Annotated in this window: 17 protein-coding genes and 2 pseudogenes; 12 read left to right on the forward strand and 7 right to left on the reverse strand. The window is 73.0% G+C overall.

Annotated elements, in window-relative coordinates; translation table 11 throughout:
• The first annotated feature begins 55 nt into the window (after positions 1-55).
• From gcvP to ACGGCP_RS19935, 4 genes and pseudogenes are all read left to right on the forward strand, one after another.
• Positions 56-2872 carry an aminomethyl-transferring glycine dehydrogenase gene (gene gcvP, locus ACGGCP_RS19920; protein ID WP_392968183.1) on the forward strand — a complete coding sequence of 939 codons (2817 nt, stop codon included), beginning with the start codon at positions 56-58 and terminating at the stop codon, positions 2870-2872.
• 89 nt (positions 2873-2961) lie between these two features.
• Positions 2962-4623 (forward strand): VWA domain-containing protein, encoded by a 1662-nt coding sequence (locus ACGGCP_RS19925; protein ID WP_392968185.1) that lies wholly within the window; start codon positions 2962-2964, stop codon positions 4621-4623.
• Positions 4624-4685: 62 nt separating this feature from the next.
• A pseudogene (locus tag ACGGCP_RS19930) lies at positions 4686-5819 on the forward strand (chorismate-binding protein); the annotation flags it as partial.
• A gap of 481 nt (positions 5820-6300) precedes the next feature.
• Positions 6301-6669 (forward strand): ankyrin repeat domain-containing protein, encoded by a 369-nt coding sequence (locus ACGGCP_RS19935; RefSeq protein WP_392968187.1) that lies wholly within the window; start codon positions 6301-6303, stop codon positions 6667-6669.
• 1 nt (position 6670) lies between these two features.
• On the opposite strand, the gene ACGGCP_RS19940 is transcribed toward ACGGCP_RS19935, so the two are convergent.
• Positions 6671-7597 (reverse strand): LysR family transcriptional regulator, encoded by a 927-nt coding sequence (locus ACGGCP_RS19940; protein WP_392968189.1) that lies wholly within the window; start codon positions 7595-7597, stop codon positions 6671-6673.
• 77 nt (positions 7598-7674) lie between these two features.
• Here ACGGCP_RS19940 and ACGGCP_RS19945 point away from each other — a divergent pair, with 77 nt between their 5' ends.
• The 7 genes from ACGGCP_RS19945 (at position 7675) to uppS (ending at position 13504) form a co-directional block, all read left to right on the forward strand.
• Positions 7675-8412 (forward strand): succinate dehydrogenase cytochrome b subunit, encoded by a 738-nt coding sequence (locus tag ACGGCP_RS19945; RefSeq protein WP_392968191.1) that lies wholly within the window; start codon positions 7675-7677, stop codon positions 8410-8412.
• Position 8413: 1 nt separating this feature from the next.
• Complete coding sequence (locus ACGGCP_RS19950; RefSeq protein WP_392968193.1) at positions 8414-10351, forward strand: fumarate reductase/succinate dehydrogenase flavoprotein subunit; 1938 nt, start codon at positions 8414-8416, stop codon at positions 10349-10351.
• Positions 10348-11094 carry a succinate dehydrogenase/fumarate reductase iron-sulfur subunit gene (locus ACGGCP_RS19955; RefSeq protein ID WP_392968195.1) on the forward strand — a complete coding sequence of 249 codons (747 nt, stop codon included), beginning with the start codon at positions 10348-10350 and terminating at the stop codon, positions 11092-11094. The genes ACGGCP_RS19950 and ACGGCP_RS19955 overlap by 4 nt, the downstream gene beginning before the upstream one ends.
• A gap of 250 nt (positions 11095-11344) precedes the next feature.
• On the forward strand, positions 11345-12103 hold the full coding sequence (locus ACGGCP_RS19960; RefSeq protein WP_392968197.1) for a TipAS antibiotic-recognition domain-containing protein: 759 nt from the start codon (positions 11345-11347) through the stop codon (positions 12101-12103).
• Positions 12104-12146: 43 nt separating this feature from the next.
• Entirely contained in the window at positions 12147-12368 is a 222-nt protein-coding gene (locus ACGGCP_RS19965; RefSeq protein WP_392968199.1) for a hypothetical protein, read from the forward strand.
• Positions 12365-12673: a hypothetical protein gene (locus tag ACGGCP_RS19970; protein WP_392968201.1), complete on the forward strand. Its 309-nt coding sequence runs from the start codon at positions 12365-12367 to the stop codon at positions 12671-12673. The genes ACGGCP_RS19965 and ACGGCP_RS19970 overlap by 4 nt, the downstream gene beginning before the upstream one ends.
• Positions 12674-12739: 66 nt before the next feature.
• Positions 12740-13504, forward strand: coding sequence for a polyprenyl diphosphate synthase (gene uppS, locus ACGGCP_RS19975; protein WP_392968203.1), 765 nt, complete (start codon positions 12740-12742; stop codon positions 13502-13504).
• On the opposite strand, the gene ACGGCP_RS19980 is transcribed toward uppS, so the two are convergent.
• Complete coding sequence (locus tag ACGGCP_RS19980; protein WP_392968205.1) at positions 13501-13878, reverse strand: cupin domain-containing protein; 378 nt, start codon at positions 13876-13878, stop codon at positions 13501-13503. The two genes, uppS and ACGGCP_RS19980, sit on opposite strands and share 4 nt — an antisense overlap.
• 58 nt (positions 13879-13936) lie before the next feature.
• Here ACGGCP_RS19980 and ACGGCP_RS19985 point away from each other — a divergent pair, with 58 nt between their 5' ends.
• The gene (locus tag ACGGCP_RS19985) at positions 13937-14410 is read left to right on the forward strand and encodes a MarR family winged helix-turn-helix transcriptional regulator (RefSeq protein WP_392968696.1); all 474 of its coding nucleotides are present in this window, start codon (positions 13937-13939) and stop codon (positions 14408-14410) included.
• Between the two features lie 111 nt (positions 14411-14521).
• On the opposite strand, the pseudogene ACGGCP_RS19990 reads toward ACGGCP_RS19985, so the two are convergent.
• The 5 genes and pseudogenes from ACGGCP_RS19990 to ACGGCP_RS20010 all read right to left on the reverse strand — a co-directional run.
• Positions 14522-15193: pseudogene (locus ACGGCP_RS19990) on the reverse strand (PhzF family phenazine biosynthesis protein); the annotation flags it as partial.
• Positions 15194-15425: 232 nt separating this feature from the next.
• The gene (locus ACGGCP_RS19995) at positions 15426-16634 is read right to left on the reverse strand and encodes a hypothetical protein (RefSeq protein WP_392968207.1); all 1209 of its coding nucleotides are present in this window, start codon (positions 16632-16634) and stop codon (positions 15426-15428) included.
• Between the two features lie 106 nt (positions 16635-16740).
• Entirely contained in the window at positions 16741-19383 is a 2643-nt protein-coding gene (locus tag ACGGCP_RS20000) for an IucA/IucC family protein (RefSeq protein WP_392968209.1), read from the reverse strand.
• The gene (locus tag ACGGCP_RS20005) at positions 19380-20813 is read right to left on the reverse strand and encodes an IucA/IucC family protein (protein ID WP_392968211.1); all 1434 of its coding nucleotides are present in this window, start codon (positions 20811-20813) and stop codon (positions 19380-19382) included. The genes ACGGCP_RS20000 and ACGGCP_RS20005 overlap by 4 nt, the downstream gene beginning before the upstream one ends.
• 85 nt (positions 20814-20898) lie before the next feature.
• Positions 20899-22161: a J domain-containing protein gene (locus tag ACGGCP_RS20010; protein WP_392968213.1), complete on the reverse strand. Its 1263-nt coding sequence runs from the start codon at positions 22159-22161 to the stop codon at positions 20899-20901.
• Positions 22162-22257: the final 96 nt, after the last annotated feature.

Below are 22257 nucleotides of genomic sequence, written 5' to 3' on the forward strand. Positions count from 1 at the left end.
CCGGTCGGTGACAGACGAGGGGATGCCAGTGTCGTCCCATGTCACCGGAGGTACCGTGACCGACCGTTCATTCGCCGCCCGCCACATCGGCACCAGCCCCGCCGACCAGGACGCCATGCTCAAGGCCGTCGGCCAGCCCAGCCTCGACGCCCTCATGGACGCGTGCATGCCCGCGCTCATCCGCTCCCGCGACGGCCTCAACCTGCCCGCCGCCGTCAGCGAGACCCAGGCCCAAGCCGAACTCGCCGACCTCGCCGCCCGCAACCGGCCCGCCCGCTCCATGATCGGCCTCGGCTACTACGGCACCCACACCCCCGCCGTCATCCGCCGCAACGTCCTTGAGAACCCCTCCTGGTACACCGCGTACACGCCCTACCAGGCCGAGATCTCCCAAGGCCGCCTCGAAGCGCTCCTGAACTTCCAGACCATGTGCGCCGACCTCACCGGCCTCGACGTCGCCGGAGCGAGCCTCCTCGACGAGGCCACCGCCGCCGCCGAAGCGATGCTCCTGTCCCGCCGCGCCGCCAAACGCGGCACCGGCGACGTGTTCGCCGTCGACGCCCGCGTCCTCCCGCAGACCCTCGCCGTCCTGCGCACCCGCGCCGAACCGGTCGGCATCACCCTCGCCGTCGCCGACCTCCACGACGCGGCCGCGATCCCCGACGACGCATTCGGCGTCCTCCTCCAATACCCCGGCGCCGACGGCTCCGTCCACGACTGGACCGACGTCATCGACACCGCCCACGCCAAGGGCGCGCTCGTCACCACTGCCGCCGACCTCCTCGCCCTCACCCTCCTCAAAGCCCCCGGCGAACTCGGCGCCGACATCGCCGTCGGCTCCACCCAGCGCCTGGGCATGCCCATGGGCTTCGGCGGCCCCCACGCCGGATACATGGCCGTGAGCGACAAACTCCAGCGCCAGCTGCCCGGCCGCCTCGTCGGCGTCTCCCGCGACTCGGCCGACGCCCCCGCGCTGCGCCTCGCCCTCCAAGCCCGCGAACAGCACATCCGCCGAGAGAAGGCCACCAGCAACATCTGCACCGCCCAGGTCCTCCCCGCCGTCATCGCCGCGTCCTACGCCGTCTGGCACGGCCCCGAAGGCCTCAAAGCGATCGCCGGGCACGCCGCCCGCGCCGCCGGACGCCTCGCCGCCGCGCTCGACGCCGCCGGGATCGACCGCACCGGCGCGTTCTTCGACACCGTCACCGCCGCGGTGCCCGGCCGCGCCGACGCCGTCGTCGCCGCCGCTGCCGCGAACGGCGTCGACCTCCACCGCGCCGACGCCGACCACGTCACCGTCGCCTGCGACGAGACCACCACCGAGACCGACCTGCGCACCGTCTGCGACGCCTTCGGCGCCGCACTCCCGGACACCGCCGTGGAAGGCGTCCCCGCCGCACTCGTCCGCGAATCGGCCTACCTCACCCACCCGGTGTTCACCGCCCACCACTCCGAGACCGCCATGATGCGCTACCTCAAACGCCTGGCGGACAAGGACTACGGGCTCGACCGCGGCATGATCCCGCTCGGGTCGTGCACGATGAAGCTCAACGCCGCCGCCGAGATGGAGCCGATCACCTGGCCCGAGTTCGCCGACGTCCACCCCCTCGCCCCCGCCGACCGCACCAGCGGCTGGCGGACCCTCATCGCACAGCTCGAGACCTGGCTCGCCGACGTCTGCGGCTACGCCGCCGTCTCCGTCCAACCCAACGCCGGATCCCAAGGCGAACTCGCCGGACTCCTCGCCATCCGCGCCTGGCAGCACGACCGCGGCGAGACCGGACGCGACCTGTGCCTCATCCCCGCCAGCGCGCACGGCACGAACGCCGCGTCGGCGGTGCTGGCAGGGATGCGCGTGGTCGTCGTCGCGTGCGACGAGGCCGGGAACGTGGACCTGGCGGACCTGGACGCGAAGATCAGTGCGCACGCGGACCGGCTCGCGGCGCTGATGGTCACCTACCCGTCGACGCACGGGGTGTACGAGGAGTCGATCGTCGAGGTGTGCGCGAAGGTGCACGACGCGGGCGGCCAGGTGTACGTGGACGGGGCGAACCTGAACGCGCTGCTGGGGTGGGCGAAGCCGGGCCGGTTCGGGGCGGACGTGTCGCATCTGAACCTGCACAAGACGTTCTGCATTCCGCACGGCGGCGGCGGTCCGGGTGTGGGTCCGGTGGCGGTGGCGGAGCACCTGGTGCCGTTCCTGCCGTCGGATCCGATGGCGGCGGCGGGGCCGGTTGGTCCGGTGTCGCAGGCGCGGTGGGGCTCGGCGGGGATCCTGCAGATTCCGTGGATGTACCTGCGGATGATGGGGCCCGACGGGGTCACGGCGGCGACGGCCGCGGCGGTGCTGGCGGCGAACTATGTGGCGGCGCGGCTGCGGGAGCACTTCCCGGTGCTGTACGCGGGGCAGCACGGGCTGGTGGCGCACGAGTGCATCCTCGACCTCCGCGAGTTGACGAAGGCGTCGGGGGTGACGGTGGAGGACGTGGCGAAGCGGTTGATCGACTACGGGTTCCATGCGCCGACGATGTCGTTCCCGGTGGCCGGGACGCTCATGGTCGAGCCGACGGAGTCGGAGGACCTGGCGGAGCTGGACCGCTTCATCGAGGCGATGATCGCGATCCGCGCCGAGATCGACGCGGTCGCGTCGGGCCAGGTGGCGGTGGAGGCGTCGGCGCTGCGTGCGGCGCCGCATACGGCTGCCGTGGTCACCGGTGACGAGTGGGGCCGGGCGTATTCGCGGGCGGAGGCGGCGTGGCCGGCGGGTGTCGGTGCGGGGAAGTACTGGCCGCCGGTCGGGCGTATCGACAATGCGTGGGGGGATCGCAACCTGGCGTGCACGTGCCCGCCGATCGAGGCGTTCGGGGAGTAGTCGAACGCGGGCCCCGCTCACCACAGTGGGCGGGGCCTGAGGCAGGGGCTTTACACTGGGCGCCGACGATTCCCCCAGGAGTGACGCAGATGGTTTTCGGTTCCACGCACAAGGTGAAGTCGCACCGGCTCGGGCGGCGGCGGAAAAAGGGCGGCAACCGCATGGTGGTGGCGCCCTGGATCGTGATCACTCTGGTGTCGGTGCTGGTCGCTTCGGGGTTGACGTGGGGGTTCGTGGCGCTCATGCGGTCGGGTTGCGACGGGCCGATGTACCGGGTCACGATCGCGGCCGCGCCGAGCCTGACGGGGACGCTGCAGGACGCGGCGCAGGCGTGGGAGGCGACGCAGCCGGAGGCGTCGACGGGGCAGTGCATCGGCGCCGAGATCCGGGAGGTGTCGGCGGCGAGCGCGTCGCGGGGGATCAGCGGCGAGTGGGACACGAAGACGCTGGGGCCGCGGCCGATCGCGTGGGTGCCCGATTCGCAGGCGTGGGTGTCGTGGCTGGCGTCGAACGAGACGACGGCGGAGTTCGTCGAGGCCGAGCCGCTGGTGCTGGGTGAGGCGTCGTCGGTGCTGGCGGTCGCGAACTCGAAGGCGACGGAGCTGGGCTGGGTCGGCGGTGAGCCGCCGTCGTGGGCCGATGTGCTGGCGGCGGTCGAGGCCGGGGACGTGACGTTGGGGGCGGCGAATCCGCGGACGTCGACCGAGGGCCTGGTGGCGATGCTGAACGCGGCCGGTGACGGTTCGGGCGGGTTCTCCGAGGAGGCCATGGCGGCGTGGAAGGCCGCGACGGGCGGCGGTGCGCTGACCGATTCGGCGGGCGAGCAGTTGAGCGCTCTGGCGGAGGCGCCCGACCCGGCGCGTGTGGTCACCGCGTTGGGTTACCAGGTCGAGGACTTCAACGGGATGAACGCCCCGGCGGATCCGCTGGTGCCGGTGGAGGTGGCCGGTTCGGGTGTGAGCGCGGTGGCGACGTACCAGGTGCTGGGCGGGGGCTGGGTCTCGGATTCGGATGCGGCGATCGCCGAGCGGTTCGGCGTCTACCTGTCGGGCATGGTCGATTCGGGGGAGTTCTCGGACGCGGAGGTCGCGGCTGTCGATGATCCTGCGGCGGCGCTGGCGCAGACGAGCCCGGAAGTGGTGGGGGAGGCGGTCCGGACCTGGCAGGTGGGCCGGGAGGACCTGCACGTGCTGTTCCTGGTGGACCGGTCGGCGTCGACCGACCAGGAGAGCGTCGCGTACGGCGGTGAGGACCTGACGGCCGGGGACGCGGCGGTGCGCGCGGCGGTGGCGACCGTGCAGGCGATGGAGTCGACGTACCGGGTCGGGGTGTGGGAGTACGGGGTCGGCGCGGGCGACGAGGGCCCGTACCGGGAGGTCGCGGGGTTGACGGAGCTGTCGGCCGAGGGCCGCGAGAGCGTCGAGACCGACCTGTACGACGTGTCGGACGACCACTTCGAGGGCGGGTCGCCGCTGTACGACACGCTGGTGGCGGCGAGCGCGTACATGAACGGCGAGGCGGCCGACGGGTCGCTGAGCGTGATCGTGGTGCTCACCAACAGCGCGCAGGACGAGGTGAGCGACGGGACCGCCGAGGAGACCGCGGCGGCGCTGGAGGGTCCGACGGTGGTGTACACGGTCGGGTTCGGTGAGACCGACCCGGCGAACCTGACGGTGCTGGCGGAGGCGACCGGGGGCGCGTTCGTCGACGGGCCCGCCGAGGGCGGGCTCTTGGACGCCATCGGCGGCTGAGGCCCGGTGAGGTGAGCCACACGTCTCGGCTGGTGGGGGCCGGTCCCGGCGATACTTGGGGCATGCCGAACTTCCGTGCCGTCCGTCCCGCCCCGCCGGGCGTGCCCGCGGGCTGCCGGTCGCGGCTCGTGGAGGCCGACCGGCTCGAGTGGCGGCTGGGCGACGGCGGCGACCCGGCCGAGCTGGCCGCGGCGTTCCGCGCCCGCCACCTGGACGGGAGCGACCACACCGAGGCCGACGGCGCGGTGTGCGGCGTCGCGGTCCTGATCTCGGCCGCGGCCGGGGCGGTCATGGTCGGCGGCGCGGTCGGTGCGCCCAGCCCGGTGCCGGCGGTGCCGGACCTGGCGATGGTCGCCTACGTCCACGGACCAGCCCGCGAGGCGGACCCGTTCGGGCCGTTCAAGGTCGGCGACTGGGTCCCGTCGTGGTCAAGAGGGGAGCACGCGGCGGCGGTGGTCGCGGTGCAGGACGCGATCGGCCGCGGCGACGTGTACGTCGCCAACGTCGTGGGGCACCGGCGCGCGCGGTGGTCGGGCGATCCGGCCGCGCTCGCCGACGCGGCCTCCACAGTGTCCGGCGCGGTCTGGGGCGGGGTCATGTCCGGCGACGGCTGGCTCATCGCGTCCGGGTCGCCCGAGTGCTTCCTCACCGCCGACCGGGCGACTGTTGCCACGCACCCGATCAAAGGCACCGCACCGGCCACAGAGGACGGACGGGCGGCGCTGCTCGCCTCCGTCAAGGAACGCGCCGAGCACGTCATGATCGTCGACCTCGAACGCAACGACCTCGCCCAGATCGCCGTCCCCGGCACCGTCGCGGTCAAAGACCTGTTCCACATCGGCCGCTGGGCCGACACGTGGCACGCCGAGTCGACCGTCACCGCCGACCTCGACCCCGGCACCGGCTTCGCCGACCTCCTGCGCGCGACCTGCCCGCCCGGGTCGGTCACCGGCACACCGAAACTCGCGATGCTCGACCTCGTCGGGGCCCTGGAGCCGGTCGGCCGCGGCCCCGCCATGGGCGCCTTCGGCTACCTCACCGGGCACGAGACGCGCCTGGGCGTCACCATCCGCACCGTCGCCCTCGACGACGAGCACGTCCACGTCTGGTCCGGCGGCGGCATCACCTGGCGCTCCGAACCCGGAGCCGAAGTGGCCGAAGCCGAAGCGAAGGCCGCCGGCGTCGCCGCGGCGCTGCGCCGCTTAAGCCGCGCGCCGAACGCCAGATCGCGAGCGTCTGCTCCTTCGCCTGCTCCCGCAGCGCATCGGGCCACTCCGCCCGGTACAGGCGCAGCCGCGGCGTCGAGGAGTCGAGCTCGACCACGCAGCCCAGCGCCATCGGCGGATCGGGGTGGACCCGGCGCAGCCACACGGTCCCGGCATTGCCGTCGTCGCCGCTCACTTGGATAGTGCGATGTTCCAATTGGAACTGCCCTAGGATTTTCGGCTCGCTCATGCCCGAGTCCTCACCGTTTGTGTCCCACCGTTAGAAGGAACCGCGTCGGACTCGTGTCAGCGAGGCGCCCGCGCGGGCCTGACTCAATCTTTCCCACGCCCGCGCAGCCGTGTCAATACCCGACCCGACACCTGCGAGGGTGAACTCCACTGGGAGCGGTCCATTGCGGAGGCCCCGCCCGAACCCGTACGCCACCCGTCCGGGTGTGTCAAGCTGGCGGACATGAGCGACGAGAACGACTTCAACGACATCGCCGAAGCCGCCTTCGACCTGGCCCGCGCCGGAGAGACCGAACGCCTGCTCCGCTTCGTCGAGACCGGCCTCCCCGTCGACCTGGTCAACGGCTCCGGCGACTCACTGCTGATGCTGGCCGCCTACCACGGCCACGCCGACACCGCGACCGCCCTCGTCAAAGCCGGCGCCGACGTCGAGAAGCGCAACGACCGCGACCAGTCCCCGCTCGCCGGAGCGGTCTTCAAGGACTACAAGGACGTCGTCGCCGCCCTCCTCGACGCTGGAGCCGACCCCGACGCTGGGACGCCCTCGGCCCGCCAGATCGCCGCCATGTTCGACCGCGACACCTTCAAGTAGTTCACAGGGCCTGCATGCCCTGCGGCAGACGCCCCCAGGCGTGCAGGTCCGTCAGATGCGCCTCCAGCGACGCCGCGAACGCCCCCGCCGCCTTCGTCAACGGCGCCTCCCGCCGCGCCGCCAGCGCGATCGTCCGGCTCGCCCCCGGCGGCGCGATCGGCGTCGCCCGCAGCCCCGGCCGCCCCGCCGCGATCATCGCCGGCAGCAGCGCGATCCCCAGCCCGGCCTCCACCAGCGACGCCACCGCGTCCGTCGCCCCGCCGTCCACGCCCGTGCGCGGCGTGAACCCCGCCGCCTCGCACGTCGCGATCGTCAGGTCCCGCAGGTCGTAGCCGTGCGCGGGCAGCACGAACGCCTGCTCCCGCAGCTGCGGCAGCCCGATGAACCCCTGCCGCGTCAACGGCGGCAGATGCGCCGCCGACGCCACGACGAGGGCCTCCGACAGCAGCGGCTGGACGCTCAAGCCGGCGTCGTGGGCCATGTCGCCCACCGTGAACGCCAGATCCAGGTCCCCGGCCGTCAAACGGTCGGTCAGCGGCCCGGACCCGTCCTCGGTCAGCGTCACCGTCACCCCCGGATGCGCCTCCAGGTACCGCGTCAGCAGCGGCGCGATGAGCCACGAGCACAGCGACGGCGTCGCCCCCAGCCGCAGGTGCCCGGCCCGCACGGCCAGCACGTCGTCGATGTCCGACCGGGCCGCCGTCACCGCCGCCGTGATGCGCCGCGCGTGCGGCAGGAGCGTCTGCCCCGCGTCCGTCAGCTCGATCCGGCCGCGCGCGCGCGTGAACAGCGGCGCGCCGAGCTCGGATTCGAGCGCCTGGATCTGCTTGCTCAATGACGGTTGTGTCACACCGAGTTCTTCGGCCGCATGAGTGAAATGCCGGGTTTGTGCGACAGCGAGGAAGGCCTGGAGTTGCTGCGGGCGCATCTCCATAACCTAACGGCATGAAAGACCGCCACGCCATGAATTGGACCCGTGACCCGCATCGCGTCTAGCCTCTGGACGTGTCTACGGATCTGCAGAACCGACCCGCCGCGAGGCCGGTCAAACGCACCCGAGCGCCCCAGGCCCCCTGGCGCTCCAACATCGGCCTCAAGATCGCCATGGCCGTCTCCGGCATCCTCCTCGTGCTCTTCCTCGTCGCCCACATGGCCGGGAACCTCCACATCTTCGAAGGCCGCGAGGAGATGAACGAGTACGCCCACGGCCTGCGCACCCTCGGCGAGCCGCTCCTGCCGCACGAGAGCATCCTGTGGGTCCTGCGCATCGGCCTCATCGCCATGGCCGCCGTCCACATCTGGTCGGCCGTCGTCCTCACCCGCCGCGCCCTGGCCGCCCGCCCCGTGCGCTACAAGTCGAAGAAGCCCGCCAAGGGCGAATCGCGCCACGCCGTCGCCACCATGCGCTGGGGCGCCGTCGTCGTCTTCTTCTTCATCATCTGGCACCTGCTGGACCTCACCTTCCGCACCGTGAACCCCGTGAAGGACGTCCCCGACGCCTACGGCGCGGTCGTCGCCACGTTCAGCCCCGAGCGCTGGCCGGTCACCGTGTTTTACCTCCTCGCCCTCTTCGCGCTCTTCTTCCACCTGCGCCACGGCATCTGGTCGGCCGTGCAGACCATCGCGGGCCCGGACTCGAAGTGGCGCAAGCGCACCCAGGCGATCGGCCTCGCCGTCGCCCTCATCATCGTTCTGGGGTTCGCCATCGTGCCCCTGTCGGTCACGTTCGGACTGGTGAAGTGATATGAGCACTGACTTCTACCGCGACGGCGAACCCGTCGCGGACGCCAAGGCCCCCGCCGGGCCCATCAGCGAGCGCTGGGAGAAGCGCCGCTTCTCCGGGCGCCTGGTCAACCCGGCCAACCGCCGCAAGCTCCGCGTCATCGTCGTCGGCACCGGCCTCGCCGGGGCCTCCGCGGCCGCGACCCTCGGCGAGCTCGGCTACCGCGTCGCCAACTACTGCTTCCAGGACTCGTCCCGGCGCGCGCACTCCATCGCCGCGCAGGGCGGCATCAACGCCGCCAAGAACTACCGCAACGACGGCGACAGCGTCCACCGCCTGTTCTACGACACCGTCAAGGGCGGCGACTTCCGCTCCCGCGAGTCCAACGTGCACCGCCTCGCCGAGGTCTCCACCGAGATCATCGACCAGTGCGTCGCCCAGGGCGTCCCGTTCGCCCGCGAGTACGGCGGCCTGCTCGACAACCGCTCCTTCGGCGGCGCGCAGGTCTCGCGCACCTTCTACGCCCGCGGCCAGACCGGCCAGCAGCTGCTGCTGGGCGCCTACCAGGCCCTGCAGCGCCAGGTCGCGGCCGGGACCGTGGACCTGCACACCCGCCACGAGATGCTCGAGCTCGTCATCGTCGACGGCAAGGCCCGCGGCATCGTCGTCCGCGACCTCGTCACCGGCGAGATCGCCACCGAGCTCGCCGACGCCGTCGTCCTCGCCACCGGCGGGTACGGCAACGTCTACTTCCTGTCGACGAACGCCATGGGCTGCAACGTCACCGCCGGATGGCGCGCGCACCGCAAGGGCGCCTACTTCGCCAACCCCTGCTACACGCAGATCCACCCGACCTGCATCCCGCAGTCCGGGGAGCACCAGTCGAAGCTCACGCTCATGTCCGAGAGCCTGCGCAACGACGGCCGCGTCTGGGTGCCCAAGAAGAAGGGCGACGACCGCCACCCCGCCGACATCCCCGAGGACGAGCGCGACTACTACCTGGAGCGCCGCTACCCGGCCTTCGGCAACCTCGTGCCCCGCGACATCGCCTCCCGCGCCGCCAAGGTCGTGTGCGACGAGGGCCACGGGGTCGGCCCCGGGGGCCTGGGCGTCTACCTCGACTTCGCCGCCGCGATCGAACGCCTCGGCCGCAAGGCCGTCGAAGCCAAGTACGGCAACCTGTTCGACATGTACGAGCGCATCACCGGCGAGAACCCGTACGAGCGGCCCATGCGCATCTACCCGGCCGTGCACTACACCATGGGCGGGCTGTGGGTCGACTACGACCTCTCCTCGAACATCCCCGGCCTGTTCGTGACCGGCGAGGCGAACTTCTCCGACCACGGCGCCAACCGCCTGGGCGCCTCGGCGCTCATGCAGGGCCTCTCGGACGGCTACTTCGTCCTGCCCAACACCATCTCCGACTACCTCGCCGACGGCCCCTACGAGAAGGTCGAGGAGACCCACGAGGACGTCGTCGCCGCCCGCAAGGCCGTCGACGACCGCATCGCGTTCTTCCTCAACAACGACGGCGACCGCACCGTCGACTCCTTCCACCGCGAACTCGGCAAGATCATGTGGGAGTACTGCGGCATGGAGCGCACCGACGAGGGCCTGCGCAAGGCCATCGGCCTCATCCGCAGCCTCAAGGACGAGTTCTGGCGCCGCGTCAAGGTCACCGGCAAGAACGAGCAGCTCAACCAGGAGCTCGAGAAGGCCGGCCGCGTCGCCGACTTCCTCGAGCTCGGCGAGCTCATGTGCATCGACGCCCTCCACCGCACCGAGTCCTGCGGCGGGCACTTCCGCGCCGAGTCCCAGACCGAGGACGGCGAGGCCAAGCGCGACGACGACAACTTCTCGTACGTCGCCGCCTGGGAGTTCGGGGAGGACGGGCCCGTCCTCCACAAGGAAGCCCTCGAGTTCGAATACGTCAAGCCCACCCAACGGAGCTACAAGTGAAGCTGTCTCTGCGAATCTGGCGCCAGAGCGACGCCCAAGCCGAGGGCAAGATGGTGTCCTACGAGATCGACGAGGTCTCCGAGGACGCGTCCTTCCTGGAGATGCTCGACGTGCTCAACGAGCGCCTCATCAGCGAGGGCTCGGACCCGGTCGCGTTCGACCACGACTGCCGCGAGGGCATCTGCGGCGCCTGCTCGCTCGTGATCGACGGCCAGCCCCACGGGCCCCAGGCCGCCACCACCACCTGCCAGCTGCACATGCGCAAGTTCAAGGACGGCGACTCGATCGACATCGAGCCCTGGCGGGCCGGGGCGTTCCCGGTCATCAAGGACCTCGTCGTCGACCGAAGCGCTTTCGACCGGATCATCCAGGCCGGCGGGTACATCTCCGCGCCCACCGGGACCGCCCCCGACGCCCACGCCGTCCCGATCCCCAAGCAGGACGCCGACGCCGCCTTCTCCGCCGCCGCGTGCATCGGCTGCGGCGCCTGCGTCGCCGCCTGCCCCAACGGCTCGGGCATGCTCTTCATGGGCGCCAAGGTCACCCACCTGGGCCTCATGCCCCAAGGCCAGCCCGAACGCGCCACGCGCGTCCTCGGCATGGTCGCCGCCCACGACGAGGCCGGCTTCGGCGGGTGCACCAACACCGGCGAATGCGCCGCCGCGTGCCCCAAGGAGATCGGGCTCGACGTCATCGGCAAGCTCAACCGCGACTTCCGCAAGGCCGCCATCCGCGCCGCCTAGCCTGACGCGAGAAGAAGCCCCCCGGCGCGCTGCCGGGGGGCTTCTCGTTTCTCCTGCCCCGCGTGAGCGGGGAGACCCCAGGGGGAAAATACGCCCCACGTGAGTGGGTAATGCCGCCCCATGTAAACAACGACGCGGGCGCGCCTAAGTCGCGGCACGCACGCGTGACCCGCGTCTCTCTTCAGAAACCTTGCGGTTGACGCAGCGTCAGCCAATACCGTCGTAACCGCACCACGAACGAAGGAGCGGCATGGACACTTGGACGACCGCCGAGGTCGCCCGCCTGGCCGGCGTCTCGGCGCGCACCCTGCGCCACTACGACGCCATCGGCCTCCTCGCCCCCGCCGCACACGACAGGGGCGGCCAGCGCCGCTACGGCAGGCCCGAACTGCTGCGCCTGCAGCAGATCCTCCTGCTCAAACGCCTGGGCCTGCGCCTGGACACCGTGGGGGAGATCCTCGCCGGAGGCCTCGAGCCCGCCGAAGCGCTCAAACGCCACGCCGCCGAGATCGACACCGAACGCACCCGCCTCGACCGCCTCGCGGCCACCGTCGCGGCGACCATCCGACAACTCGAAGGAGGCCAGCCCATGGCACCCGAGACCTGGTTCACCGGACTCGACCCCGCCACCGAGACCCAGTACCGTGACGAGGCCCGCCGCCGCTGGGGCCAGGCCGTCGTCGAACGCGCCTGGACGCACCTGCAGGAGCTCAGCCCCGAGGAGCGCCGCGCGATCCCCGAGGCGTTCAACGACATCAACGCCCGCCTCGACGCCCTGCGCGCCGCGGGCGAGAGGGCCGACGGCGACGCGGTCCAGGAGGTCGTCGTCGACCACTACCGGCTCATCGCCCGGCACTGGGGTTCGGAGCCGACCGCCGAGGCCTACAAGGGACTGGGCGCGCTCTACACCGACGATCCCCGGTTCAAGGCCACCTACGACGAGGTCGGCGACGGCTTCGCCGATTTCATGCGCGCCGCCATGGACGCCTACGCCGCCGCGAACCTCTGATGCCGAGTGTCGTAGTGACAAATCGTGCGCTAGAATCATGTGTATGGCTCGGCACAACATCAATATCAACGACCAGGTCTGGCAGATGGCCGCGGAGTCCGGGAATGCCAGCGCCTATATCGAGCAGGCGGTGAAGGCCCGCTACCTCAAGGAACTCCGGGACGCAGGCAACGCCATCGTCGCCGCCATGCCGCAGGCGGAAGTCGATGACTGGACGGCCCTGGGCATGTCCAGCGTCGATGACACCCAGGAAGGCCGGAAGTGAGCCACTCCCCGGGACAGGTCTATCGCTGGTTCGACCGTCCAGCAGGTCTGCTCGTCGTGCTTTCCGCAGAGGACAGCAACCGCGACATCGGTCGAGTGACAGTCTGTCCGTACAATCTGACAGACGCCGTCGGGAATCTGCCCCACGCCGCGAAACTGCACAGTCTGCTGCCGTCACCCGGCTACATCGCATGGACGCTTCACTTCACCTTGATCGCCGGTCTGCTGACCGAGCATGTGGGCGAAGTCGAGACCGCGCCGCTGTTCGCCGCACGCTTCGCGATCGAGGGCCACTTCGGCTTCTAGACCGCACGAGCCGGGGCGGCCCCGATCGGGCCGCCCCGGCTTCTTCGTGCCGCTAGGCTGGGCCGCATGCGCGCACCTGGAATCCTCTACCGCTGGTATGCGAAGCGCTTGCGGCGCAAGCTCGACGGCGACCGCCTGCCGCGGCACGTGGCCGTGGCGATGGACGGGAACCGGCGCTGGGCCCGGCAGCAGGGCTTCGCCGATCCCGGTGTGGGCCACCGGTACGGGGCCGAGCACCTCGAGGACCTCCTCGACTGGTGTGCCGCGATCGGCATCGGGCACGTGACCGTGTACGTCGCCTCCAACGACAACCTGGTCAAACGCGACGGCGGCGAGATCGCGCACCTGATGGCGATGATCGAGTCGATCTGCGTCGAGCGCCTGGTGCGCCCGGGGAGCCGGTGGCGGCTGCACCTCGCCGGGCGCCTGGACCACCTGCCGGACTCGACCGCGCACGCGCTCAAGGCCGCCGTCGAGGCCACGGCCGACCGCGACGGCGGGCACTTGACGGTGGCGATCGGCTACGACGGCCAGGACGAGATCGTCGACGCCGTCCGGTCGCTGTTGGAGTCCGAAGCGTCCCAGGGCACCACGATCGGCGAGCTCGCCGCCCGGCTGACCGCCGCCGACATCGGCGCCCACCGGTACACGCCGGACCTGCCCGAGGCGGACCTCATCATCCGCACCAGCGGCGAGAAGCGCCTGTCGAGTTTCCTGCTGTGGCAGTCGGCGGGCGCGGAGCTGTACTTCTGCGACGTGTACTGGCCGGGCTTCCGGCAGGTCGACTTCCTCCGGGCCCTGCGGGACTACGCGAAGCGCCGCGCCGCCTAGGCGGTCCAGGGCGGCGTGATCCGCTGGTCCTCCTTGCCGGGCATGTAGGCCTGCTGGCCCGCGGGGCCGATGACGAGGGCGGTGAAACCGTCCGGCCCCGCGGTGAACTGGCGGGCGGCGTCGGCGGGGACGACGAGGGTGTCGCCCGCGGCGAGCTCTGCCGAGTCGCCCTCCACTGTGGCGGTGACGGTGCCGGTGAGGACGGTCCAGACCTGCTCGGCGTCGATGTGGTGGACCGGTCCGGGCGCTTCGGCGACGGCCTCGACCTTCCAGACCGGGGCGGCCGCGCCGCCGAGGCCGGGGGAGGCGAGGGTGGTCATGACCCCGGCGGGGGTCTCGGAACGGCGGGATTCGGTGCTGCGGACGATACGCAAGAGGAGTCTCCTAAGATGGACAACATGGTTACCCATATAGTAAACCTGGTTGTCGATCATGGGTGAGGCGACCCCCGGGTACGAACTCCCGCTGCAGCTCTTCGCCGCGTTCCGGGCCGTCATCGACGCCGCCCACGCCGACCTCGCCGCCGCCGGACACCCCGACGTGAAACCCATGCACGGCTTCGTGTTCCAGGCCATCGGCACCCGCGGCACCACCGCCGTCGAACTCGGCGCGCGCCTGGGCGTCAGCAAACAGGCCGCCGGGAAGACCATCGCGGGCCTGGAGCAGCAGGGCTACGTCGAACGCGCGACCGACCCCGACGATGCCCGCCGCAAGACCGTGCGCCTCACCGCACGAGGCCTCGACATGCTCGACGTCTCCGCCCGCAGCTTCGACGCGATCCAGGCCCGCTGGGCCGACGCCATCGGCCCCGAACGCCTCGCCGCCCTCCAAGCCGACCTGCGCGCCCTCGCCCCCGGCGAACTGTTCCGCCTCGACGTCCCCGGCTGGTTCGGCCCCGACCGGTAACACGACCGCGGCCCCGCCCAGCCACACCCCGCCCGGCCGCGGCTCGGCCCCGATCAGCGCCGGACGCCCCAGCGACCCGCCCATCGCGACCGCGACCGGCGCACCCAGGTGCGCGGCCAGGCACGCGACCGAGTTCGCGTTCGCCACGTCCTCGTCCACACCGATCGACGGCGCGAACATCCGCGCCGCGAACCGGCCCCCGTCAGACGCGAACACGAAGCAGCCCAAGAACCCCGCCGCATCGCACGCCTCCCGCAGCCGCCCGAAACCCGGCGACACCGCCGCCAGCGCCGCCGCGTCACCGACCCGCACGAGCAGCCGCTCCCGGCCGCCCGGACTCGCCACCCGGACCGCCGCGCCCGCACCGAGCGCCGCCACGACCGGACCGGTCTCTTGCGGCAGCGGCTCGCGCAGCGCCACCGGCCCGGCGTCGAACCCCGCCGTGACACCGCCGCGGTGCATTGCGACCTCGCCGTCGAAGACCCGGCCGCCAGCGGCGAGCCGGTACGCTCCCTCGCCGGTCCGCCCGGCCGCCCACGCCAGCGCCGCGATCGTGCCGTGCCCGCACGCGGGCAGTTCCCCAGCGGCCGTGAAGAACCGCAGCCCGAGCACCCCGGGCGCCGCGTCGACGAACACGGCGTGCGACGCGCCCAGCCGCCCGGGCAGGGCCCGGCGCTCGGCCTCGGTGAACGGCCCGTCAGCGAGCACCGCCGTGGGGCTCCCGCCCGCGCCGTCGCGCGTACAGGCGAGCACGATGTCGGCGTGCGGCATCATCGGGCGCATGGCTCGAGTTTGGCCGAGGTGGGCACGGCGCGGCCTGCCCGCAGTTGGAAACGGCGCAGGCCAGGGCGGCCCCGGGCGCGTCGCTGTCGGCAGCGGTCGGGGCGGGCGGCCCGCACCGCGGACCCCGGCGCAGCCGACCGGCCGTGCACCCGTCCACTAGCGGCGAGGCCGAGATCCGGGACCGACCGCTGCCGACGAACGCGTCTTGGTCGCAACCGGACGGCCCGGCCGGTCAACGGCTCGGCCCGGCACCGTGTGCGGCGATGAAACGGTTGGCCGCCATGACCAGCGGCTCGTGGTCGGCCGCGGCGTGGCGGGTGCGGAGCCGGTCGCACAGCTCGGCGAGCGCGGTCGCGAGGTCGCCCATGATCGGGCCCTGCTTCCCGGTCGCCGTGAGCGCCATGAGCATCGCCAGCCACGCCGGGCCGTGGTCGCGGAAGTTCAGGTGCAGGTTCCGCTCGCCCAACCGGTCCGCCGCGGTGAGCAGGTAGTGGACCTCGGTCGCGATGCGCCACGCCAGGTTCGGGTGCGTCGCGGAGAGCACGTCCACGGCCGGCTCGGCGGTGTGGAGCGCGACCGCGGCCAGCCCGGGATCGCAGCGGGCGCTGATCGTCGCCGGGGCGTCGTGCCCGGCCGGGTCGGGGCACAGCCGCTCGATCAGCCGCGCGTCGAAGAACGCGCCCATGCGCATCGCCGTCTCAAGCGCCGCCCGGAACGTCAACGGGATCGGCGCGGCGGGCGGCCGGACGCCAGGGAAGTGCCGCTCAAGCAGATCCGCCGCGCCCTTGGCGTGCGAGGTCCGCCCCGCCGCGGCGTGGAGCGCGGCCGCCAGCCGGAGGCTGTCGCGCAGGAGCCCGGCCGTGCCGTCGAGGCCGACGCCGTCCGCGCCGAACCCGCCAGGGTCGGCCTGCCGCGCGGCGATGAGCATCCGCGCCGCCTGGTCGGCCGCGCCGACCGCCAGGTCCGGGTCCGCCGCCCGGGCGAACACCCGCGCGGCCCGTGCGATCGCATCGGCGAGGATCGTGAACCCCGGACTGCCCGGATCGGACGGGTCCACGTCGTCCAGCAGCCCCAGTGCCGCATCGGCCTCCGTCGCCGCGGTCATGAGCCGCCCGGCCCCGACCGCCGCCTCGGCCAGGTCCAGACGCGCGGCCGCCCGCTCCACCGGGCCCGCGTCGAGCCCGGCCGTGATCGCCACCCGCTCGCGCTGCGCCGCATACGCTTCGGCGACCTCGCCGACCGCCGCGTGCGACGCCGCCAGGTCCGCTAGGAGCTCGGCGAAGTCGCTGCGCGTGCTCCGGTCCTCCGGATGCACCGCCAGGCAGCCGCGGAACTCGCCCTCGGCGTGCGCGTAGACGGCAAGGGCGCCTTGATGGTTGCCCGCAGCGGCCAGTTTCACCGCATCGCGGTGCGTCCGCCGGGCGTGGCGCCGGTTGGGCATACGGACTCCTCAACGCAGAGGCGATCCGCGCGCCGCCGGGACGGACGGCGCGTCGGCTTCGGGCCCTTCATCGTAGACGCACCCGCACAGTGCGAGGATCCGCCGATCAGCCGATGACGACCTGCTCGGGCCCCGGGTGCCCCAGGAACCGGTCGTGCGAGATCTCCCACCCGTACGCGCCGGCATCCGCGAACACCAGCCGGTCCCCGACACCGATCGACGACACGCCCTGGCCGCCGTTGAGCACATCCCTGGGCGTGCACAGCTCACCGCACACCCGCACCTCCACATCGGACCACACCTCGCCCGTGCGCGGCCCCGGCACCACCCGGAACGGATGCGAGTACCCCCACGCCGCAGGCAGCCGGAAATGATGCGTCCCGCCCCGCACCACCGCGAACGCCTGCCCCCGCACCCGCTTCAGGTCCACCACCTCCGCCACGTACCAGCCGGACGCCGCCGCGACGAACCGCCCCGGCTCGAACACCAGCTCAGCGTCACCGGTGTCGAGCCCCCGCAGCCCCTCCGCGAGCGCGCCCACGTCGATCCGCGCCCCGCGCGGATCCGCACCCAGACCCCCGCCCACGTTCACGTACCGCAGCGCGAAACGCCCCCGCGACGCCTCGCGCGACCACGCCACCGCGTCCCGCACATGATGCGCGTACGCCTCGGCCTCAAGGCAGTTCGACACCGCGTGCAGATGGAACCCGACCACGTCCAGACCCAACCCGACCGCCCGGTCCAGCGCCGCGCCGACCTCCGACTCGTCGATCCCGAACGGCGTCGCCACCCCCGTCATCTGATGCGTCCCCGGCAGCGCCCGGCCCCGGTTGACCCGCAACGCCACCGGACCCTGGAAACCGGCCGCGGCCAGCCCGTCCAACTCGCGGACGCTCTCGGCGTGCATCCACAGCGGCACCGCGCACGCCGCCGCGGCCGCCAGATCCGCCGGCGTCTTCGCCGGACCCGAGAACGCCAGCCGCCGCGCCCCCGCCGCGGCCGCCGCCGCCAGCTCGCCCCCCGAAGCGCACTCGACGCCGTCCGCCGCACGCGCCGCCGCCTCCAGGACGGCCGGGTTCGCGCACGCCTTCATCGCGTACAGCACCGTGTGCCCCAACGCCTCCCGCAGCACCTCCAGCGACGCCCGCACCCCGGCCGGGTCGTAGATCCACGCGCTGGCGGGCGTCGCGAGCGCCCGCACGTGCCGGTCCAGGGCCGGGTGCCCGTGCACCCGGGCCATCGGGTTGTCCACCGGGGTCTCGACCTCCTCGCCGGGATGCAGCCGCATGGTCAGCAGCGCCTTCGTGGGCTGCCGGGCCGCGAGGTACGCGTCCCGCTCGGCCCGCGACAGCCGCCCGCCGAGCTCGTCGCCGAGGTCGGCCCAGAACGCGGCCCCGTCCAGGCCCAGGTCCCTTTCGAGGGCCGCGACGAGCGCCGCGAAATGGTTCTGGAACAGCGTGTACGCCACCTTCGCGCGCACCTGGTCCATGCTCGCGGCGTTCACCGGGCTGCCTTGCGGCAGTTCGAGGTCCCACGGCAGCGTCGGCAGGTGGATGCGGGCGCCGCCGAGGTCGCGCGAGACCGGGACGACCGGTTCGGGCCCGCGCATCCCGACGAGGCTGTTCTGCAGGTGCGCCTCCAGGCCGATCCCGGCCTCCGCCTTCTGGAGCACCGGATGCGCGAACAGCCGCGCGTAGTCGCGGATCCACGCGTCCGGGTCGCCCGACCAGCGCGCGTACTCGGCCGCGAGGCTCAACCCGGTCACCGGGGAGGTCGCCGCCAGTGCCGTGGCGGGGACGTACACGAGCCCCTCCGGCCCCGACGGGAGCGGGGAGCGGGCGAGCGCGGTCAGCTCCCGCGAGCCGGGCAGCCACGCCCCCGCGACGTCGGCGATGATCCGGTGCCGGCGTTCGGATCCGCTGTCGCCGACGCGGTCGATGAAACCGAGCAGCCCCGACAGGCGCGGGCCCAGCAGCGCGGTCGCGGGGGAGATGTCGCGGCGCGTGGAGGTGATGTGGATGCCCAGCGCGAGCTTGAGGAACCCGGGCGCGTCGTGCCCGGCGAGGGTGCGGATCGCGGCGGTCGGCCACGCCGGGACGGCCGCGTCCACGACGCGCAGCCGTCCGGAAGCGAACAGGTCCCGGTAGCCGGGCAGGACCCGGTGCTCCAGCTGCCACGGGTGCACCGGGACGACCGGGTCGGGCAGGTCCATGCCGCGCAGCATCGGATGGTCCCGGAAGTCCCCGCCGGAGCGCTCCAGGACCCCGGCGCGGTCGGCGACGAGCCGGATCCGGACCGGCCGGGACGCTTCGAGGTCGTACCGTTCACGGTCGGCGCGGTCCCAGCCGAGCCGGGTGCGCGCGAGCGGATGCAGCTGGTGCCCTTCGGTAGCGAGCGTCTCCAGCAGCCTGGCCGTGGTGTGCGTGTCGCGCCCGCACGAGGCGACGAGCTCGGCGAGGGTCCCGGCTCCGGCCCGCTCGGCGAGCGCCGCGAGGTGCCGGTTGCGCCGTCCGGCCCGCTCCCGCGCGTGTGCGAGCCCCTCGTGCGCCGAATACAGTTCGGCGGCCAGGTGCTCGGGCACGGCCCCGCCGAGGACCGCTTCGAGGACCTTCACCGGGTCCTCGTCGGGCCCGTCGACCTCGAGCTGGTTGAACGCCTGCTCCCGCGCTCCTTCGGGGACCGGACGGTCGCGGTATCCGTTCAGGTTCTCCCGCCACGCGGCGGCCTTGATCTGCGAGGCGAGGTTCACGCCGCCGCCAAAGGGTTCTCGACGCGCACCCAGATGTCATCGGTCGGCCTGTCGGCCAGGCGCATCGCCGTGGTCGCCTTGACCGGCCACGGGTCCCGCAGCACGGCCCGCTCGATCCACGGGTCCAGACCGAGCCCGCGCACCGCGTCGGCCACGACCGCCCACCACTGCCCCGGGTCGGTGTCCGACCACGCGGCGAGCACGTCCACGATCGCGGTCAGGGTGGTCGGGAACAGCGCGGCGAGCAGCTTCACCAGGCGTGCTTCGGGATCGGCCTCGGGCAGGTCACCGACCACCTCCGGCCAGTCCGCGGCCGGGACCCGGATCCCGCCGAAGTCCCGGTACACCAGGCCCGTCGGCAGGTCCCCGGTGAACGACGCGAGCGTGTTCTGCCCGTGCGCCTCCAACGCCACGCCCGTGGCGGCGAAGAGCCGCAGCGGCGCGACCGCGACCGCGCAGAACGCCGCCCACCACGCCTCGGGGTCGTTCCCGGTGAACGCCACCGCGACCGGCCGCCCGTCCGAGGGGCACGTCTCGGCCAGCGCCGCGAGCGGGACCGCGCGCGGGTGCCCGACGCGGTGCGGCGCGCGCCGGATCACCGCCGCCAGATGCGGCAGCGGCGCCCCGTCCGGGCCGCGGGCGATCGCCGCCCGCTCGCCCAGCAGCGTGATCCCGCAGGCCGCAGCCGGTTCGCCCAGCCGCTGCGCCACGATCGCGCCGTTGCGGACGGCCGCCTCCGACACGTGCCGGACCGCCGACGTCAACTGCAGGTCCACCGCGGTCTTGATGTGGAAGTCGCCGGTCGAGACCGTGCGCAGGCTCATCAGCGGCGCCGCGTCCGGGAACACCCGTGTCGGCGGCGGCGAGCCCAGTCCGTGCCGCGCGGCCTGCCACGGGTGCACCGGCAGCTCCTCGGAGCGTCCGCAGACGCTGAGCCACACCGGCGGCTCGTCGAGCCCCGCGATCCGGTACAGGCCCAGGTCGAACCGGGCCGCGTGCTCGGGCGCGTACGCCCGGATCTCGTCGTCGGTGAGCTCGCCTCTGGAGCGCGCGAGGGGATGCGTCGGGTGCCCCAGCAGCACCGCCTGCTCGAACCACACGCTCGGGTCGGCGTGGAACGCGCTGGCGGCCGCCCACAGGTCGGTGGGGTGGGGCCGGGCCGCTGCGAGCGCGAGCGCGGTTCCCCGTACGGCGGCGGCGATCTCGGCGGTGAAGCGGTCCTTGTGGACTGAGCCTGCCGCGAGCGAGGCGGCCAGTTCGACCGCGCTCGAGCCTTCGGGTCGGCCGGGCAGCGGTTCGCGGGCGGCGGCCGCCCGCAGCCGTTCGGCGACGACGGCGTCGGCGCGCCGGGCCAGGGCCGGTGTGCCGACGGCAGGCGCATCATGGGGTCCTGCGGTGTCGGCCTCGCTGGCGCGGTCGGTGGGTTTCACAGCCTGCACTGTACTGGCGCGGGCCGCCGCTGTGGAGGGTGCGATTGCTCACGGAGCGTGCGGTTACGCTGCGGCGGAAGGGGTCTCAGGTGCGCACGGCGGGGGTGCGGTCCCCGGTGCGCTGTGGCGGGACGGCGGCCAGGCGCATCCGCAGGGCCTGGAGCACCGGCAGGTCGTAGACCATGCCGCCCGCGGCGAGCCAGAGGCCGATGTCGTTCGCGGCCTGTGTGACGGCGACGTCGTGGACGGCGGCGGTCTCGCCGGCGCGGGCGGTCTCGGGCAGGGTCGGCCACAGGACCCAGCCTTGGACGTTCGCGTCGGGCAGGGCCGCGTCGAGGGCCTTGACCGCTTCGGGGAGGTTCACCGAGTCCACGTCGGCGCTGTCGCGGCCCACGGGCGCGCACAGCAGCGCGATGCGGTCGCCGCAGACGATCGCGTGCGGCACGCGGGTCTCCATGTCGACCGGCAGGGCCACGAACAGGCGCGCCGCGGGGAGGTTGGTGAGGACCTCCCGCAGGAGCTTGCCGGTGGACCGGTCGGCTTTGGGGCGGGTGCCGACGGGCCCGAACGCGTTGAACTGGCGCAGGGCCCCGCCGACGGAGCGGCGCAGCGCGAGCGTGTACCGCAGGCGTTTGACGGTCCAGGCGAGCCCGGCGCCGGTGAGGACGTACAGGCCCAGGGCCCAGCCCCACGGCGTGGAGAGCCCGGCGAGCCAGATGACGGCGGCGGCGAACCCGAACGCGATGACCAGCCGCCCGGTGGGCGGGTTCGGTGCGGTGTCGGGGCGGCGGCGCAGGGCCCGGCTGGTCTGGACGAGCACGATGATCGCGATCGCGATGGTGACGGGGATGGCCAGGGCGAGGAACAGCCAGCCGTCGGCGGCGAAGGCCTGCCCGAGGTAGCCCAGGCCGCAGAAGACCCAGACGGCGGCGACGGCGGCGCTGTATCCGGCGGCGGCCCATGTGGAGGGCCGGTGCACGGGCCTGGTGAGGCGCAGCCTGGCGTGCCAGGGGACGGCGACGAGGGCGCCTTCGGCGGGGAAGCCGGCCGCGGCCGGTTGCGGTGCGGGCGAGACGTTCCAGCCGCGGACTTTGCGGTGGGCGGGTCTGGCGGCGGCCTTGCCGTAGCGGCGGGCGGCGCGGCGGCCGAAGCGCAGCAGGTCGTACTCGCGGCGCAGCCCTGGGTGGGAGAGGGTCTCCCAGGCGCCTTGGACGAGGTGGAACTCGTCCTCGTCGCCGCCGCGGTCGGGGTGGGTCTCGCGCAGCCTGCGGCGGTAGGCCGCTTGGATGTCGGCTTTGGGCGCCTGCGGGCTCACCCCGAGGACGCGGTAGTGGTCTGGTTCGTTCACCACGCGGCTCCCGGTCGGTCGTGCGGGGACGGGCCGGTGCCCGTGAGGGGGGTCGGGCGTCGGTCTCGACGGTAATGGAGCCAATCTACCGCCGCT

Origin of the sequence: Glycomyces sp. NPDC048151, assembly GCF_043202775.1 — a bacterium.
Classification (GTDB): Bacteria; Actinomycetota; Actinomycetes; order Mycobacteriales; family Micromonosporaceae; genus Glycomyces.

What these genes read in the sequence shown, in the direction of transcription:
- ACGGCP_RS19925 (WP_392968185.1), top strand. Translation starts at nt 2,962, where the DNA reads ATGGTTTTCGGTTCCACGCACAAGGTGAAGTCGCACCGGCTCGGGCGG.
- ACGGCP_RS19935 (WP_392968187.1), top strand. Translation starts at nt 6,301, where the DNA reads ATGAGCGACGAGAACGACTTCAACGACATCGCCGAAGCCGCCTTCGAC.
- ACGGCP_RS19940 (WP_392968189.1), bottom strand. Translation starts at nt 7,597, where the DNA reads ATGCGCCCGCAGCAACTCCAGGCCTTCCTCGCTGTCGCACAAACCCGG.
- ACGGCP_RS19950 (WP_392968193.1), top strand. Translation starts at nt 8,414, where the DNA reads ATGAGCACTGACTTCTACCGCGACGGCGAACCCGTCGCGGACGCCAAG.
- ACGGCP_RS19960 (WP_392968197.1), top strand. Translation starts at nt 11,345, where the DNA reads ATGGACACTTGGACGACCGCCGAGGTCGCCCGCCTGGCCGGCGTCTCG.
- ACGGCP_RS19965 (WP_392968199.1), top strand. Translation starts at nt 12,147, where the DNA reads ATGGCTCGGCACAACATCAATATCAACGACCAGGTCTGGCAGATGGCC.
- uppS (WP_392968203.1), top strand. Translation starts at nt 12,740, where the DNA reads ATGCGCGCACCTGGAATCCTCTACCGCTGGTATGCGAAGCGCTTGCGG.
- ACGGCP_RS19985 (WP_392968696.1), top strand. Translation starts at nt 13,937, where the DNA reads ATGGGTGAGGCGACCCCCGGGTACGAACTCCCGCTGCAGCTCTTCGCC.
- ACGGCP_RS19995 (WP_392968207.1), bottom strand. Translation starts at nt 16,634, where the DNA reads ATGCCCAACCGGCGCCACGCCCGGCGGACGCACCGCGATGCGGTGAAA.